This window comes from Candidatus Manganitrophus morganii (assembly GCA_021651055.1).
In the GTDB taxonomy this organism is placed as follows: Bacteria; Nitrospirota; Nitrospiria; order SBBL01; family Manganitrophaceae; genus Manganitrophus; species Manganitrophus morganii.
The window spans coordinates 2,292,616-2,308,889 of the sequence record JAJHOH010000001.1 but is presented as its reverse complement, the minus strand read 5'-3'; the positions used below and the strand labels follow the sequence as shown (position 1 = coordinate 2,308,889).

Below are 16,274 nucleotides of genomic sequence, written 5' to 3'. Positions count from 1 at the left end.
CGCAGGCGACGGCTTCGTCCAACGCAACAGGGTCTCCTCTCCCCCCTCTCGTCTTTTCCCCCCGATTCGTGTCAAAATAAATAAAAAGCCCGGCGCGCGGCATCTCTTCTTTCTCCCGACGGAATGGGGTTTGTTTGAAACCGGAAACACGGAATTGGATTAATACAATCATCGGCCTGGTCGCCCTCCTGGCGGCGGGCTTCTTCCTTTACAGGCGATTTCGAACCATCGATCTGACGGAGGTCACCGCATATCTCCGCTCCCTGGAGGGGATGCGGCTGGCGATCGTTGGTTTTTGGACGACGATCAGCTACCTGGTCCTCACCGGTTATGATTGGCTGGCCCTTCGTTTTCTAAAGAAGCGGATCTCGTACCCTCGGGTTGCGCTCGCCTCTTTTGTCGGATATTCCATCAGCAAGAATCTCGGGATCAGTTGGCTGACCGGCGGGTCGATGCGCTATCGATTTTATTCCCGCTGCGGAATGGACCTCAAAGATGTCACCAAACTGGTCCTATTCAACACCGTCACCTTTCTCCTCGGTTTCTTCTTTTGGGGCGGTTTTTCGTTTCTTTTTTACCCTCTGGAAGAAGAGGTTGTCCCTCTTCTTCCGAGGTCGCTCTTCCCGATGGTGGGTTTCTTGGTCTGGGCGATCCCACTCGTCTACCTCGGGATCTGCAGCCGATCCAACAAGGAGATCGCATTCCGGGGGAGACGATGGTCTCTCCCCCCTTTCCGGATTGCGCTGTCCCAATTGATTCTGGGGGCGATCGATGTCTTTGTGACCCTCTGGGTTCTCTATTTAATCCTTCCAGCGGGGGCGGTTTCGATCGGAACCTTCATCGCGGCCTATTTCATCGTGGAGGTGGTGGCGATTCTCACCCATGCCCCCGGAGGAATCGGGGTGTTTGAATCGAGCATGTTGGTGCTTCTCGACGGCCGACTCTCCGAAGCGGCCCTTCTCTCTTCTCTTCTGCTCTACCGTGTGATTTACTTCCTCATCCCCATGGTGATCGGGATCGCTCTCCTCGCGATCGATGAGATCCGCTCTCGGCCCCACTCGCTCGATGCCGTATTGCGTCAAAAAGCCGAAAATCGCTAGAATAGTAGTCAAGGATGACCTACAGCCTGCATATATCCGATCGTTTTTACCACCGCATCGAAAGAGGTTTGTTCCTCATTCTGATGCTGACCCTCGTCGCCTGCGGCGCGACCCCCAAGCGACTGGGACAAGACCCCTTTCCTCTATCCCACCCCTCTTTTTTCGATACCCTCGAGGCCTACACCGGCGCGCCGATTCTGCCGGGGCACCACGTTCGTGTCTTACTCGACGGCGATGAGGCCTTTCCCGCCATGTTGAAGGCCATTCGGGAGGCGGAGAAAAGTATCACCTTCGTCACCTACGTTTATTGGAAGGGGAAAATCGCGGATGAATTTGCCGATGCGCTCGCCCGGCGCGCGCGCGACGGCCTGCCGGTTTACCTGCTCCTCGATTCTCAGGGGGCAAAAACCATGGAGGAGAAGAATGTCACGAAGATGAAGGAGGCGGGGGTTCGCTTCGCCTGGTTCCGGCCGCTGAAGTGGTACAAACCTTTCCAGTACAACTACCGGACACATCGGAAGGTCCTCATCATCGATGGACGGATCGGCTTTACGGGGGGCATCGGGATCGGCGACGAATGGCTCGGCCATGCGCAGGACAAGGATCATTGGCGCGATACCTGCGTCGTTGTCGAGGGACCGGTCGTTCACTACCTGCAGGCGGCGTTTGCCGAAAACTGGCTGGAGGCAACGCGGACCATGATTGTGGGAGACCTCTATTTCCCCCCTCTCCAAGAGATCGGTCCGGTCAAAGCGCAAGGGATTCGAAGCTCCCCGATGGAGTCAAGCTCCGAAGTCTACATGCTCTACCTCCTGACCATCGCCTCGGCGGAGCAGACCCTCTACATCACCACCGCCTACTTTCTCCCCGACGGCCTTCTTCAGGACCGATTGATCGAGGCGGTCGAACGAGGGGTCGATGTCCGGGTGATCGTCCCCGGCCGGTATAACGACAATTACCTTCTCTACCAATTGAGCCGAAACGGTTACGGGAGATTATTGAAAGCGGGGGTGAAAATTTACGAGTACCAGCCGACCTTCATGCATGCGAAGACGTTGGTGGCCGACGGCATCTGGGGATCGATCGGCAGCACCAACTTCGACAACCGTTCGTTCAGCCTCAATGATGAGTTCAACCTGAACTTCCATAGCCGGGAGGTCGCTCAACGCCTGGAGGAAATTTTCGCGGAAGATCTGGAGCGGTCACGTCCGATCTCTTATGAGGAATGGAGAAAGCGGCCCTATCGCGAGCGTTTCGTCGGCTGGCTGGGGGACTGGATCAAAAACCTGTTGTGAGGAAAAGGGAACGAAGGCTCACTTCAAAATATAGTGGAGCGCAAAATCGGCCGCGATGGCGACCAGGGCGACGCCGTTGAGCCAGGCGATGTCTTTCCATCCCTTCCGGGCAAAATAGACGATGTTGAAGAGAATAAAGAGTTCGGCGATGTTCGACACCGGCATGTGCAGCCATCGCATCCCCATTTCCCCGACCACCCAGGTCATCAAGTAGAAGAAGAGCGCAAGGGAGAGGGCCAGCCACCCGTATCGCGTGGTTCCGCCGCGGCGCTTCACCCGAATCAGGGCGGTGATCAAGCAAACGAGGACGATCAGGAAAAGAAGCGGGAATAAGGGCCACCAGACTTTGACTGACATGGTCCTAATGGTACTGAAACGCCGGGGGAAAGATCAAGGAGAAAGCGTTGGGAAACGGCGATCCTTAAAAGTCGTATCGATCTTCGCTAAATAAAAAATGTTGCAAGCCTCCCCCTCAATCATTGTAGAATTTATGTATGACACAGGACCGTTTTGATAAGCTGATCAAAGACTACAACGAAGACTTCCAGACCCTTCTTTTCCGGGCCAGCCGGAAAAACTATGGAAGGCTTATCTCATCGTTCAAGAGGCTGAGGGATCTGTATTACGCCATCGTTGAATTCCAAGACTCCGGAAATTATCTGTTCCGCATTCTTCCATACCCCTTGTCTTTTCGGGCAAACGACGATCTTCTGAAAGCGATGGGGTTTGATGATAAGGGAATTAAGAATATCTATGGGTTTCTTGAATTCGTAAAACAATCCGAAGGGAAAGAGTTCGAGGAATGCATTAAAATCTATGTAAACGGCAGCCCAAAGATCGATGACCGCAAACGAAACGATCCGCGTATTGCCGGAAACAAACAGGGCCCAGCGCTCCGAAAAGTGGAGGGCGCGAAGTGAGGCCCGGAACAATCTGGATGAATTCTATCCGTTAGCGCTTGCGTTTCCTTGCGATCTCCGTTCGGCAGGCGATCGCCCGCTCGGCCCATCCCCTCAACGCTTCCGGATCTTCGATCACATCGACCGGCACCTCATAATACGTTTTGAGGGTCTGCTGGGCGCTGGGGCGGAACGGCTTCATCCCCATTTCGACATAGTCTGAACGGCTGGCGTCGTCGGTTTTGAAGTAAAGCCGGCCTTTAAAGAGGATGCCGAAAAAGTGCTCGTCCCGGTAGAGACCCTGCCCGCCGAACATCGGCCGGCAGTGAATTCCTTCAAGCGGGCTCAGTTGGTCGAGAACAAACTCCCGAAACGATTCGTCTTTCATCCTATCCCGGCATTCCCGTGATGACATCGTGAACGGTTTTGCTCAGCTGCTCGAGTTGGTAGGGCTTGGCGATCACCCCTTTGAAACCGTACCGGGCATAATCACCCATGATCGGATCGTTGGAGTAGCCGCTCGAGACGATCGCCCTCACATGCAGGTCGATTTCAAGGAGGCGCTGGATCGCCTCTTTTCCCCCCATCTTCCCCGGCACGGTCAGGTCCATGATGACCAGGTCAAACGGTTCCCCGGAGGCCGACGCCTCCCGGTAGCGTGCGATCGCCTCGGCGCCATCTTCGGCGTATCCGACCCGGTAGCCGAGAAAGCCTAAGAGCTCTCCCGCCACCTCCCGGACCGCCTGCTCGTCATCCATGATCAAAACTTTACCCTTGCCCCGAAGCGGCGCCTCGGATCGCCGCTCCGGCTCAACGTCGTGCGAGGAGGCCGCCAGGTAAATGGAGAAGGTCGAGCCCTTTCCCAGCTCGGAGTCGGCCGTCATGTAGCCGTCGTGTTTTTTGATGATTGAATAGGAGGTCGGCAGCCCCAGTCCGCTTCCCTTCTGTTTGGTCGTAAAATAAGGATCGAAGATCTTCGAGAGGTGCTCCTTCGGAATGCCGATTCCAAAGTCCCGAATCGAGATTCGAACGTATCTCCGCGGCTTGAGGAAAATCCGCTTGTCCCCTTCTTTGACAAGATCATTCTCCGCCCGCACTTTGATGATCCCGCCTTGGGGCATCGCCTGCTGGGCGTTGATGACCAGATTGTGGAGGACCTGACTGATCTGACCCTCATCGATTTCGACCGGCCAGAGATCGTCCGAGATGACGAATTCAACCCCGACATTCGATCCGTGCAGAACGAACTCGATTGAATCCTTCAGCAGCCCTTTCATCGAGACGGTTTTCTTGATCGGCGTCCCCCCTTTGGCGAAGGTCAAGAGCTGCTGTGCCAGATCCCTTGCCCGAAGCGAAGCGGTCTCCGCGTCGCTGACCCGCCGATGAAGGGGATCGGTCGGACCGATCGACATCTTCACCAGGGAGAGATTCCCCAGAATCGCGGTCAAGATATTGTTAAAGTCGTGTGCGATGCCGCCGGCAAGCAATCCCACCGCTTCCAGCTTGCTCGTTCGAAGAAGATCTTCCTCCATTTTTTGCTGCTGGGTGGTGTCTCGGAACACCAAGACCACGCCGATGATATGTCCTGCTTTGTCTCGAATAGGGGCGCCGCTGTGGGCAATGCTCCGCTCTGTTTCTTCTCGAGAGACCAGAACCGTATGATCGGCCAATTCGACGGTCGCGCCGGTTTGCAGAACCTGGACGGCGGGACTCTCCAGAGGCCGGCCGGTTTTTCCGTCGATCATATGAAAGATTTCCTGAAGGGGGCGGCCGACGGCCTCTTGTTGGGTCCAGCCGGTGAGGCCCTCGGCCACTTTGTTCATCAGGACAACCCTCTCCTCCATGTCGGTGGTGATCACCCCATCGCCGATCGACCCCAATGTCACCGCAAGGCGTTCTTTCTCCGACGCCAGCGCTTCCTCCGCGCGTTTCCACTCGGTGATCTCGGTGGTAAAACCCTCCAACGCCAGCAATTCGCCCCCCTGGGAATACACCCCGCGCCCATGCTCCCAAACCCACTTCTCCTGCTTCGATGCGGTAAAAATCCGGTAGACCAATTCGTACGGTCTCTTCTCGCGAAGGGCGGCTTGGGTCTCTTCCCAGACCCGTTCCCGATCTTCGGGGTGGATCAAGCTCCCATAGGAGAGGGTTTTATTTCCGATAAAATCATCCTGAGCATAACCGGTGATGGCCAGGCATCCCTCGCTGACGAACTCGGTCGTCCAGTCCGGATCGTTCCGGCACCGGTAGGCCAAACCGGGGAGATTGCTCATCAAGGTCGTCAGCGCCCGCTGGCTCTCGCGTAGCGCCGCTTCGGCCTCTTTTCGCTCCTCGATTTCTCTTTGGGCCCCCCGGTAAAGACGCGCATTATCGACCGCCACGGCGACGCGGCGCGCGAGGTCTTCCGCCAGGGAGAGATCGTCCTCTCCGAAATGGCGGCCCGATTCCATTGTGACAAAAGAAAGAGCCCCCAACGTTTTCCCTCGCGCCGAGAGGGGGACGATCATCGCCGATTTGATCCCCAGCGCTTTGGCGAGCTTCAGATGTTCGGGATCGCGCGCGATGGTCTCCAACAACGCGTCTGGAATATCGGAGAGAATCATCGTCTTTCCCGAGGTCAGCACCTGCCGAAGCGGGTGAGCGCCTCCCCGTTCGGGAGGGTAGCGCCGCATCAGTTCCAATCCGAGCGCTTCTTTGGCCGGATCGGTGGCGACCGCCGCCACCCGGCGGATCGATTGGTCTTCTTCAACGATATCAACGACGCAACCGTCCGCCAGAAAGGGGATCGCCAAACGCGCCACGCTCTCCAAGGTGGTTTCGTAATCAAGCGAAGCGGAGAGGATCTCACTCGCTTCCGCCAGGAAAGTAAAGCGCCACTGCGCCTGCACCGCCGCCGCACGCGCTTCCCGCTCGCGATGAAGAAGGCGCGCGTGCTCCTCCTCCGCCTTCTTTCTTTCGGTCACGTCATTTGCCAAGGTAAGCCCCGCCTGCTTCCCCATAAAAGGGATCAGATCGCGGGTAATCTCCACGTCGATGATCGTTCCATCCTTCTTCCGGTGCCGCCAGACGCCGGCCCGAGCGACTCCGGGGGACATCTTCTTAAAATCTTCCAGCAAGCGGGGAATGTCTTCCGGCGGGCGGATGTCTTTGATGGTCATGGAGAGGAACTCTTCGCGGCTGTAGCCGTAGTGCCGGATGGCCGACTCGTTGACCGCCAGAAAGGCGAGCGTCTCCGGATCGAACACCCACATCGGATGCGGATTGTTCTCGAAGAGGATCCGATACTTTTCCTCCGATTCCCGCAGCGCCTCCTCCGCCTCCCGGAGGCCGGTCACCATGCGCGACGACGCCGAGAGCTGACGGCGAAGGTCCAGCAGCAGCATCGTCTCGTGCGCAATCGTTTGGAGCCCTTCGATCTGCTTGGGGCGCAGCTCTCGAGGAGCGTAATCCATGACGCAGACGGTTCCGAGGGCATGCCCTTCGGGGGTCAGCAGCGGGGCGCCTGCGTAGAATCGGACGTGGGGGTCGGAGGTCACCCAGGGGTTGTCCGAGAACCGGGGGTCGGAAGCGGTATCGTGAACAATCAACGGCTGGCGCTGCAGGATTGCGTGGGCGCAAATGGCGCTCTCCCGGGGGGTCTCAGTCGGGCGCACACCTATTTTTGATTTGAACCACTGACGATGATCATCGATAAACGTGATCACTGCAATCGGCGCTTCACAAACGTCGGAGGCCAACCGTGTCAAATCGTCAAACACATTTTCCGATGGGGTATCAAGGATCTGATATTGCCGAAGCGTTTCCAGCCGCTTTGGTTCATCCTGGGGAAGGGGCGGTTTCATCAGACGCTTTCTCCACAGGGAGAGAAGACCCCTTCCGGAAAGCGCTTACGGCAAAGAGCATCAATCCGGGATCTTCTTGCGGAAAAAAAGGGTCTTTGAAAGAAGCGGTCAGGAAGACGGCCTGATCGGAGGGGCTGAAGACTCGGGAAGAAGGAGCGGATCATCTCGTCTACCTCCGACTCTGAATCCTTCCCTCGTTCTTGACGAATCCTAATCTCGCGAGGGGTGTTCTATTGAGGTATTTCAGCAGCCCTCTCAATAAGAGAAGGAAGATGTTCAGCCTCTGCTGAAGGAGGCCATACAGGATTGTTATTATTCACTCAGAGTAGGTTCAATATACAGAATTGACCCTGAGTGAGTCAATCAGGGTATTTATGGCCTCTGAGGCCGAAAGAAGAGGGAAATTTATCGACGCTGGCGAAGTCGGATTCGGATCGGCGTGCCGGTGAAGCCGAAGGTCTCCCGAAGCTGATTTTCAATGTAGCCGAGGTAATGATCGGGAACCCCTTTGGGAGCGTTTGCAAAGAGGACAAAGGTCGGCGGGCGCACCCCTGCCTGGGTAATATAGTAGAGTTTGAGCCGCTTTCCCTTGTAAAAAGGGGGAGGATGGCTCTCCATAATTTTCTCAAAAAAGCGATTTAGATCGCCGGTGGAGACCCGCTGAGTATATCCTGCGTAAACCGTATCGATCAGCTGGAAGATCTGGCCGATCCCTTCTCCCTCCCGGGCGGAGATGGTGGCATACTGCAGATCGTTCATAAACCGGAACCGAAGGGCGATCTGGTTCAGAAGCTGCTCCTTGGCCCTTTCTTCTTTTTTTGCCAGATCCCATTTATTGATCAGAACGACCGATCCCTTCCCCTTCTCGATGATCAACCCGGCGATCTTCGAATCTTGCTCGGTGATCCCTTCGACGCCGTCGATCAGAAGGAGGGCGATGTCCGACCGCTCCAACGCCTCTTTCGCCCGCGCGATGCTGAATTGCTCCACCCCATGTTCGATTTTTCCCCGCCGCCGGATGCCGGCCGTATCGATAAAAAGATAAGGCTTGTCGTGATAGGTGACCCAACTGTCGATCGTATCGCGGGTCGTCCCCGGAACATCGCTGGTGACGAGCCGCTCCTCCCGCAGGAGGGTATTGATCAGGGTCGATTTCCCCACATTCGGCCGGCCGAGGACGACCACCTTGGGGGCTTCGACCTTCTCCTCTTCTTCCTCCGGGGCCATCCGGGGATAGAGGGCATCGAGCAGATCGCTTAAACCTTCGTTGTGCTCGGCCGAGATGGCATACAGCGGATCGACGCCCAACTCATAAAATTCGGTGAATCGTTGGATTCCCTTCCCTTCGGCCTTATTGATCACATAATAGACCGGCTTTCCGCTTTTTCGAAGCAGATCATGAATCGACCGGTCGATCGGCGTCACCCCGTCCCGCGCGCTCATGACGAAAAGAAGGGCGTCGGCCTGCTCGATGGCGATCTCCGACTGCCGGCGGACCTGGGTCTCCATCTCCTCTTTCGATTCGGGGACCAACCCGCCGGTATCGATCAGCGTAAACTGCCGATCCCGATAATGGCCGAGCGCCTCGTTTCGATCGCGCGTCACCCCCGGCATATCTTGAACGATCGCCTTGCGCCTTCCGACCAGCTTGTTGAAGAGGGTCGATTTTCCGACGTTCGGCCGCCCGACAACGGCGATAATCGGCCCTTTTATCTCTGCCATGGATTGATTGTCCCTTCCGCCGCCTTGTTCCGCGCAACGATCTCCCGCCAGTGCTCGGGGAGGCTCTCCTCTTCGACTTTGAAATTGTGGGTCGCGACGAAGGTCATCCCGTGATAGAGATTGATCTTGTATTTTCCCCGGCCGTAGGTTTTGGCGAGATACGCCATCAGCTGCTCTTTCTCCATCAAGCCGGTCAATTCCGCCGTCGTCCGGCTTTCGAGATCGTTGAAGATCACGATCATCCCAACCTTCTCCTCCACCAAGATCTTGATCGACGCCTCATTGAAGATCTCCTGATATTTCACCTTCATCTCGCTCACCTCCGGCGCGCCGTGCGAAGCGGTCCGCCGGATCTTCCGGACATACTCTTTGAACATCTCCCAGAGCCAGCCGGTGAAAAGATTATCTTGTGATTCCATGATGTCTCTCCTTGAAGATCTTCATTGCGGATTTCGGATTGCGGATTTAAAATAAGAAACCGAAGAAGGCTTCTGTTCCTCTTTCAATCCGCAATCCGCATTCCGCAATATTCTTTTATGTGGTCAGCCTCTTATAAATCTGCGGCAGCTTCACCGGGAGGGTTTCGATTTGGTCGATGACCAGATAGGCGACCTCGCCATACATGCCGCGCAGATACTCCGGTCCTTCCCGGTCGACCGTAATGCAGTAGGGATGAATTCCTTGCCGTTTCGCTTCGCGAAGCGCCATCTTCGTGTCGGCGGTCGAATAAGAGCCGCTGTATTGGTCGTCGAGCGGCTTGCCGTCGCTGATGAGGGCCAACACCTTGACCTTGGACGGCTGGGCCGCGAGCCGCCGCGCCGCATGACGGATGGCGGCGCCGTCGCGGTTCTGGGCCGCCGCCTCGATCCGGCCGATGCGGCGGTCGATCTCGGCGCCGTAGCGCTCGTCGAAATCTTTGATCAGATAGAAATCGACCGAATCTTTTCCGCGTCCCGAAAAACCATAGAGGGCGAAGCGGTCGCCGACGGCGTCGATCGCCTTCGACAAAAGGACCAGCGCCTCCTTTTCGATCTGGACGATCCGCTTTCCGCCACCGGGGAGGGGCTGCTGCGTCGAGCCGCTGATGTCGATTAAAAAAGCAATCGCGACACTCCGCTCTTTCTTCTGGCGGGCAACATAGATCCGATCCGAAGGAGAACGTCCCGATTTCGCCTCGACCCGGCTGTTGAGCAGCGCATCGAGATCGAGCTCGTCCCCCTCCCGCTCCCCTTTGATCCGCTTGAGCCCTTCCGGGCGGAGGTGCTGAAACGCCGTTTGAATCGACTGGATCATCCCGCCGTACTCGGCGAGGATCGCCTCGACCGCATCGGGGGTTCCCGCCGCCACCGGCCGCTCGATCACCTGGCACCATCCCGGCCGGTAGTCATTGCTCTCGCAATCCCATTCATCGTACCGGAACCGCCTGCCGCCTGCGGTCCCTCCCGGCGCCGAGCGCCCCGCCGTCATCTGCTCGGCGAGGCTGTCGAGCGCCCCTCCCTGCTGAAGCGATTCGAGCGTGGTCTCCCCCCGTTGGATCGATCCGGAAAGCGCTGCCACGGCCGCTTCGGTCGAGAGATCGACCCCCGCCCCCTTGAGTTTCTCCAGCAGGGCGTCAGCCTGGGCCTGGGTGGCTTTCTTCGTCTCCTCCACCCGCTTCGGATCGATCACCCCGCGAGTCGAGGGGGCGATCATTCCGGCCCCTTCTCCTTCGCCCCGAACCGGGCTTCCCCGCTCATCGAAGGTCTCCATGTCGCCGGTGGCGGGGGTCGGCTCGGCCTGGTCGATTTCCAAAAGATCGTAGACCCGCGCCGCCGCCGCCATCGCGTAGGCGACCGGGACCGGCGCATCGGGGTTTTGAACCGCCCCCAGCATCCGGCAGGCCTCGAAGAGGGTCGATTGAAGCGCCGGCGGAATCGGCTCTTTTGTCTTCCCCGACAGCGAAATCTGATGGAGCAGCTCGACGACGGCCCCGCGCGGGCTCAACCCGGTGAGCGGCGGACGGCGGGCGAGGTCGGCCTCGCGCATCCGGATCAGCGCCGATCTTAATCCGGGATACTCCTGCTTCAGCAAGTACTCGATCCGGGCCCCCTCGGCGATCTCAAAAAGCCGCTGGATCAGCGCCGGCTCGGGAAAGAGGGAGAAGAAGGAGGTCAAACTCGAGAATCCCCCCCGGCGTTTGTATTTCATCTGAAGCGCCTCGATCAGATCGGCGGTGTCGGCGATTTTCGGCGTGAAGGTGTTGAACTCCAGGTAGCCGGCCTGATAGGCGGTCGCAACCTTATACCATTCGAGATTGAGCGCCTTGTCGGGGAATTGGTTGACATGGTCCGGAAGATAGATCGTCTGGCCGTCGGTCGTCGGCGCCTCGGACTCCTTTCCTTCCTGTTTGAGGCTTGAGGTCGGCTGGATCGCGACCGGCCGGCCGGAGAGGGCCTCCGCGAAGAGCTTTAACATCCGTGAGATCGAGGCGAGGGAAACGCCGGTTCCGAAATGATCGACCGCCTCGCGCGCCCCCTTCGATTCAAACGCGAAGAAGGCCTTCGCCTGAGCCGATCCGTTTTTAACGAGGGCCATCCCCGCTTCGACCCATTCGGGGAAGTGGGCCGCGGCGCGCCCCATCTCCTTCAAAATCTTGGGACCGCTTAAAAAAAAGGCCGCCGCCAGCTCCCCGTCGAACCGCGCCAGGGTCAGCGCTTTATCGAGCAGCACCCCTTCGAGATGAAGGGTCTGAAAGGGGGGGAGGATGGCGGCCGCCTCGGTGAAAAGCTTGGCGGCGAGCGCCGGATTCCGCTCAGCAACCTCAGCGGTCAGGTCGAGGAGCCGGACGCGGTCGGCGTTCGATGAAATTTTCGTAAAGAGCTCCGGACTCGTCCGAACAAACTGCAGCGTCGCGAGGACCTTTCCGGAGGAGAGCTTCTGTCCCGCCGCGATCCACTTCGGGAGGAGCTCGATCGGCAGGAGAATCAGGAGCGAGGGGGTCGTTCGGAAATACTCAACCGCCAAGGTGTAATCTTGTTTCCCAAGGGCGAAGCCGTGCTCGGCCCATTCGGCCAGCGCCGCCTCGGTCAAGACAACGTTGGCAAGCAGGGCGGGCGCTTGTTGGTAATATTCCAGCGCCAGGTTGTAGTCGCGCGGCGCCAGGGAAATCCCCAGCTGAAGGAAGCGGTCGCGGAGCGGCTTGGAGGAGAGCTTTGCGAAGACCGCCGGTCCCTGTTTGAAAAACCGGATTCCTCCGGCCGACGATTGCTGCGCGATCTGAATCCCCATCCCGACCCAGCCGGCCAGCTCGTCGGGGCCGATCGACTGCAGCACCGAAGGGACCGCGCGAAAGTATTCCGCCGCCGCCTTGGTCGAGAAATCGGAGAGGATGAGGCCGATGTTCACCGCGTTTTTTTGGAGGGATGGATCGAGCCGGGAGAGCGCCGAGAGGATGCGTACGACCTCGTCGGCGTCGAGGGTCGCCGCCAGCAAAGATTGGATCGATTCGAGGGGGGATGACGGGCTCATTCGAAGAAACTGCGGACAATTTCCATGAGGGTTCTGTGCATCTCGGCATCGTCGGTCATGGCGTCGGCGATCGCCGCCTCGCAGGCCCGATGCGGCGGAATTCCCTTCCCGATCAACTGGCCCGCATAAATCAAAAGGCGGGTGCTGACCCCTTCTTCCAGGCCGTGGTTTTTAAGATTCCGGACCTTCTCGCCGATCCCGACCAATCGCCTCGCGACCTCTTCCGAAATCGCCGCTTCCCGGGCGACGATCTGGATCTCCGTTGCGCGCGGGGGATAGTTGAATTCCAATGCGATGAACCGCTGGCGGGTGCTCTGCTTGAGGTCTTTCAAAACACTCTGATAGCCGGGGTTGTAGGAGATCACGAGCATAAAATCGTCCGACGCGGGGACGATCTCCCCTTTTTTCTCGATCGGGAGGATCCGGCGATCGTCGGTCAGCGGGTGGATGACGACGGTGGTATCTTTGCGGGCTTCGACGATCTCATCCAGATAACAGATCGCCCCATGTTTCACCGCCAGCGCCAGCGGGCCATCGGCCCAGACCGTCTCGTCCCCCTGGAGCAGATACCGCCCGACCAGATCGGAGGCGGTCAGATCCTCATGGCAGGCGACCGTGATCAACGGGCGCTTGAGATGGTAGGCCATGTAGGCGACGAACCGGCTCTTCCCGCAGCCGGTCGGCCCCTTGATCAGCACCGGCCGCTTCGACTCATAGGCCGCTTTAAAAAGAACGGCCTCCGTGCCGACCGGTTGATAATACGGCTCCTTGGAGAGATAAAACGGCTCCATGATCGATGGGTGTTGCATGGGACCTCCTGTGCTCAAATCGTGGGGGGATTATAACCTTTCCGGATTGATAAAACAATCGTTTACCCTGCTGGCGATCGGATCTCCGGGGATGATCGGAGGGAAAAAACTTTTGACTCTTTTCCGCTTTTAAGGTAAGTTTGGTCTACTTCAGGGAGTTTTCGGATGGACGATTTCGAAAAAATCTACGAGCAGGCCCGCGCCGCCTTCGACGAGGGAAAGATCATCGAGGCAGAGCGGCTCTTTCTCAAGCTCCTCCAGAATCATCCGCAAGGATATGCCGATATTTATAATAAGCTCGGCATCATCACCTTTCAGAAAGGAAATGCGGAGATGGCGGTGGTTTACTTCAAAAAAGCGCTTCAGATCAATCCCCGCTATACGGAGGCCTCCCTCAACCTGACGATCGCCCTCAACGACCTCGGCCGATACGACGAGGCGGGCGAGACCTTTTCCAAAGCGGCGCGGGTCGTCCGGTCCGAGGTGAAATCGATCGATCCCTTTATCCAGGGAAAGCTCGCCAACGAACATGCGAAGCTCGCCGATCAGTATTTTGAGATCGGCCTCTATGACGGCGCGCTGGAAGAGTACCGGAGGGCTCTCTCCATCCGGCCGAAGTTCGTCGACGTGGTCACCAAAGTTGGAATTACCCTGCGGGAAAAGGGAATGTTCGATGATGCCATCGAGACCTTTCAGCAGGCCAAAGAGATTCATCCGAAGTACATTCCCGCCATCATCCATCTCGGTGTCACCTATTATATGAAGGGGTTTGTCGATCTGGCCCTCGCCGAATGGGAAGAAGCCCAGCGGATCAACCCCGAGGGGAAAGAGGCGCAGGTTTATCTCGCGATGGTGAAGAAAGAGATCATCGAGGGGTGATCTCGTTTTGCCTTTCCCGCCGGTTCCTTTCCGCTCAGAAAAGAGTCCGCCATGGTAGTGAGCACGGCCCCGTCCGTCCTTCCGGAGCTTTCAGAAGAAACCCGCTCAGAGATCGAAGAGATCCCCCCGTACAAGGTCATCCTGCTGGACGACAACGTCACGACGATGGAGTTTGTCATCCGGATCTTAATTCAAATTTTTGGAAAAGATCCCGACACCGCTCAAGCGATAATGTGGCAGGTTCATACAGAAGGAGCCGCCCATGTCGCGACCCTCTCCAAGGAGCAGGCGGAGCTGAAGCAGGAGCAGGTCCACAATGCGGCGCGGGCGGAGGGCTTTCCGTTTCGCTGTGTCATTGAGCCGGCGTAATTAGCAGATCTTCGTCACGATCTTTATGATCTCTTCCGGAAGGCGTTTCGGCTTGAAGCGCTCGTCGACGCAGACGAGCCGGACCCATCCCTCCGCGACCACCTTATCGGTGTCGTGCAGCCGGATGACGTGGGAGAAGGTGAGGCTGGCGCGGCTGAAGTCGACGACCTCAGTCTCCATGTCGAGCAGGTCGTTGTAGCGCGCCGCCAGGCGATAGTCGATTTCGGCGTGGGCGACCACGAAGAGAACCCCGGCCGCGGCATAAGCAGCCACTTCCAACCCCCGTTCCCGAAAATATTCGGTCCGCCCCCGCTCAAAATATTTCAAGTAATTGGCGTAGTAAACCACCCCGCCCGCGTCGGTATCCTCATAATAAACACGAATCTGCATCAATCCTCCATGACCTTTTGAAATTGACCGCCAACCTTGCGGCGTCGCCCGGCCCGGTATCCCCCGGGCATATAGTCGGTCGTGTGAAGCAGGGCGAAGCCGCCGTCGGCCGAGAGGATGATCGCGCCGGCCTCCCCGCCGATCCGGCGGCGCATCCGGATCAAAGCGCGTCTCCCGGCCTCTTCCGCCTCAACGCCCCCCTCCATCTCCAACGTGATCTCCTTCGCAAGCCCCGCCCGGATGATCGCCTCGCCGAGGCCGGTCATCGAAACGGCGCCGGAACGATTGTCGGCGTACGTTCCGGCCCCGATCAAGGGGCTGTCGCCGACCCGTCCCGGGAGCATCAGGCGGATTCCTCCGGTCGAGGTCCCCGCCGCGACATTCCCCTCTGTGTCGCGCGCCACCGCCCCGACAGTTCCGCGCTTTCCCTTTTCGTTTTTCATCGCGTCTTGTAGGTTCCGGAAAAGCGCTTCCCACTTCCCGAAAGAGAGCTCCTCGGAAGGGGGGTTCGGAGCGGCGAGCGAAGGGGAAAGAAGGGGGAGACGGAAAAGACGGGCCAATCCCTCCGCCGATTTTCCGACCAGGAGAAGATGCGGCGTCCGCTCCATGACAAGGCGCGCGGCGCGAATGGGGGTGAGAATCCCCTCCATCGCGGCGACCGCCCCGGCGGAGAGGTCCCGCCCGTTCATGACCGAGGCGTCGGTCCGGATGACCCCGTCCATCTGCCGTTTCGATCCCTTCCCGGCATTGAACCGGCCGCTCTTCTCCAAAACGACCACAGCCGCCTCGACCGCATCGAGGGCGGAGGCCCCCTTCTGCAGCAGGCGCTCCCCCCGGTCGAGGGCCGTTTCGATCGTTTTCATCTGCGCGGCGGTCGGCGGGGTCGACCCGCAGCCGCCGTGGATCAGCAGAACCGTTGCGCGTGTTTTCTTCTTCATCGGTTTGGTTACTTTACATCAGCGCGACGGACGGCGACAAGCGAAAAGAAATTATCTATTTTTCTTCGTCGATTTGGACGGAACTTTTTTCGGAGGGGTTTTTGACGATTTCTTTTTTGCGACGGTTTTCTTTTCAGGCGAGGGGAGCGCTCGCTTTTTGATGAATTCGGCTGGAATCTTTTTCAGTTTCTCGGGGACTTTCGAGTAGCTGAGATACCGCCACGGGCCTTCATGCGTCTCTCCCTGGTACCACTTCTCGTTGTGCAACAGATACCAGGCCTTGTCCGCCATGTAGAGGTTGTAATTAAGGCCGGTGGCATAGTAGATGTTTAAATTGGGAATCCGGGCCAGTTTGGGACGGCGCGAAACCCGCAGCGGCGCGGCCATTTGATTCGAGGATTGAATGGAAGCGGCCCGATCGATTCGGGAATGAACAAACCCGCTCCCGGAGGCCTCCCCGGAAGAAAAGATCCCTACAGAGAGGGCGACGATTCCGATCGATTTAATGAATCGACATTTCATCT

Annotated in this window: 14 protein-coding genes; 4 read left to right on the top strand and 10 right to left on the bottom strand. The window is 58.1% G+C overall.

The window, feature by feature from the left end; translation table 11 throughout:
- Window positions 1-134 precede the first annotated feature (134 nt).
- Window positions 135-1,100, top strand: a complete 966-nt coding sequence (locus MCM46_10550; protein MCG3112247.1) for a lysylphosphatidylglycerol synthase domain-containing protein — start codon at window positions 135-137, stop codon at window positions 1,098-1,100.
- Window positions 1,101-1,114: 14 nt separating this feature from the next.
- Entirely contained in the window at window positions 1,115-2,395 is a 1,281-nt protein-coding gene (locus MCM46_10545) for a phospholipase D-like domain-containing protein (GenBank protein ID MCG3112246.1), read from the top strand.
- Between the two features lie 18 nt (window positions 2,396-2,413).
- Here MCM46_10545 and MCM46_10540 read toward each other — a convergent pair whose 3' ends face one another.
- From MCM46_10540 to MCM46_10510, 7 genes are all read right to left on the bottom strand, one after another.
- Window positions 2,414-2,752 (bottom strand): hypothetical protein, encoded by a 339-nt coding sequence (locus tag MCM46_10540; GenBank protein MCG3112245.1) that lies wholly within the window; start codon window positions 2,750-2,752, stop codon window positions 2,414-2,416.
- Window positions 2,753-3,346: 594 nt separating this feature from the next.
- A complete protein-coding gene (locus tag MCM46_10535; GenBank protein ID MCG3112244.1) occupies window positions 3,347-3,682 on the bottom strand; it encodes a TfoX/Sxy family protein in 336 nt (111 codons plus the stop codon).
- A gap of 1 nt (window position 3,683) precedes the next feature.
- Entirely contained in the window at window positions 3,684-7,136 is a 3,453-nt protein-coding gene (locus MCM46_10530) for a PAS domain S-box protein (protein ID MCG3112243.1), read from the bottom strand.
- A gap of 405 nt (window positions 7,137-7,541) precedes the next feature.
- Complete coding sequence (gene der, locus MCM46_10525; protein ID MCG3112242.1) at window positions 7,542-8,858, bottom strand: ribosome biogenesis GTPase Der; 1,317 nt, start codon at window positions 8,856-8,858, stop codon at window positions 7,542-7,544.
- Window positions 8,846-9,277: a hypothetical protein gene (locus MCM46_10520; protein MCG3112241.1), complete on the bottom strand. Its 432-nt coding sequence runs from the start codon at window positions 9,275-9,277 to the stop codon at window positions 8,846-8,848. The genes der and MCM46_10520 overlap by 13 nt, the downstream gene beginning before the upstream one ends.
- Window positions 9,278-9,392: 115 nt before the next feature.
- Window positions 9,393-12,365 carry a VWA domain-containing protein gene (locus tag MCM46_10515; GenBank protein MCG3112240.1) on the bottom strand — a complete coding sequence of 991 codons (2,973 nt, stop codon included), beginning with the start codon at window positions 12,363-12,365 and terminating at the stop codon, window positions 9,393-9,395.
- Window positions 12,362-13,174, bottom strand: a complete 813-nt coding sequence (locus MCM46_10510; GenBank protein MCG3112239.1) for a CbbQ/NirQ/NorQ/GpvN family protein — start codon at window positions 13,172-13,174, stop codon at window positions 12,362-12,364. The genes MCM46_10515 and MCM46_10510 overlap by 4 nt, the downstream gene beginning before the upstream one ends.
- A gap of 165 nt (window positions 13,175-13,339) precedes the next feature.
- Between MCM46_10510 and MCM46_10505 the strand changes: the two genes are divergently transcribed.
- Window positions 13,340-14,053, top strand: a complete 714-nt coding sequence (locus tag MCM46_10505) for a tetratricopeptide repeat protein (GenBank protein ID MCG3112238.1) — start codon at window positions 13,340-13,342, stop codon at window positions 14,051-14,053.
- Window positions 14,054-14,104: 51 nt separating this feature from the next.
- Window positions 14,105-14,422, top strand: a complete 318-nt coding sequence (locus tag MCM46_10500; GenBank protein ID MCG3112237.1) for an ATP-dependent Clp protease adaptor ClpS — start codon at window positions 14,105-14,107, stop codon at window positions 14,420-14,422.
- On the opposite strand, the gene MCM46_10495 is transcribed toward MCM46_10500, so the two are convergent.
- Genes MCM46_10495 through MCM46_10485 form a run of 3 tightly spaced genes read right to left on the bottom strand, consistent with a single transcriptional unit; the run spans window position 14,423 to window position 16,272 of the window.
- Window positions 14,423-14,812, bottom strand: coding sequence for a YbgC/FadM family acyl-CoA thioesterase (locus tag MCM46_10495; protein ID MCG3112236.1), 390 nt, complete (start codon window positions 14,810-14,812; stop codon window positions 14,423-14,425).
- Window positions 14,812-15,750 carry an isoaspartyl peptidase/L-asparaginase family protein gene (locus MCM46_10490; GenBank protein ID MCG3112235.1) on the bottom strand — a complete coding sequence of 313 codons (939 nt, stop codon included), beginning with the start codon at window positions 15,748-15,750 and terminating at the stop codon, window positions 14,812-14,814. Before MCM46_10490 ends, MCM46_10495 begins: the two co-directional genes overlap by 1 nt.
- A 51-nt stretch (window positions 15,751-15,801) precedes the next feature.
- Window positions 15,802-16,272 carry a hypothetical protein gene (locus MCM46_10485; GenBank protein MCG3112234.1) on the bottom strand — a complete coding sequence of 157 codons (471 nt, stop codon included), beginning with the start codon at window positions 16,270-16,272 and terminating at the stop codon, window positions 15,802-15,804.
- Window positions 16,273-16,274: the final 2 nt, after the last annotated feature.

Coding starts and splice junctions, on each gene's coding strand:
- MCM46_10545 (MCG3112246.1), top strand. CDS start 1,115: ATGACCTACAGCCTGCATATATCCGATCGTTTTTACCACCGCATCGAA.
- MCM46_10540 (MCG3112245.1), bottom strand. CDS start 2,752: ATGTCAGTCAAAGTCTGGTGGCCCTTATTCCCGCTTCTTTTCCTGATC.
- MCM46_10535 (MCG3112244.1), bottom strand. CDS start 3,682: ATGAAAGACGAATCGTTTCGGGAGTTTGTTCTCGACCAACTGAGCCCG.
- MCM46_10530 (MCG3112243.1), bottom strand. CDS start 7,136: ATGAAACCGCCCCTTCCCCAGGATGAACCAAAGCGGCTGGAAACGCTT.
- der (MCG3112242.1), bottom strand. CDS start 8,858: ATGGCAGAGATAAAAGGGCCGATTATCGCCGTTGTCGGGCGGCCGAAC.
- MCM46_10520 (MCG3112241.1), bottom strand. CDS start 9,277: ATGGAATCACAAGATAATCTTTTCACCGGCTGGCTCTGGGAGATGTTC.
- MCM46_10515 (MCG3112240.1), bottom strand. CDS start 12,365: ATGAGCCCGTCATCCCCCCTCGAATCGATCCAATCTTTGCTGGCGGCG.
- MCM46_10510 (MCG3112239.1), bottom strand. CDS start 13,174: ATGCAACACCCATCGATCATGGAGCCGTTTTATCTCTCCAAGGAGCCG.
- MCM46_10505 (MCG3112238.1), top strand. CDS start 13,340: ATGGACGATTTCGAAAAAATCTACGAGCAGGCCCGCGCCGCCTTCGAC.
- MCM46_10500 (MCG3112237.1), top strand. CDS start 14,105: ATGGTAGTGAGCACGGCCCCGTCCGTCCTTCCGGAGCTTTCAGAAGAA.
- MCM46_10495 (MCG3112236.1), bottom strand. CDS start 14,812: ATGCAGATTCGTGTTTATTATGAGGATACCGACGCGGGCGGGGTGGTT.
- MCM46_10490 (MCG3112235.1), bottom strand. CDS start 15,750: ATGAAGAAGAAAACACGCGCAACGGTTCTGCTGATCCACGGCGGCTGC.
- MCM46_10485 (MCG3112234.1), bottom strand. CDS start 16,272: ATGAAATGTCGATTCATTAAATCGATCGGAATCGTCGCCCTCTCTGTA.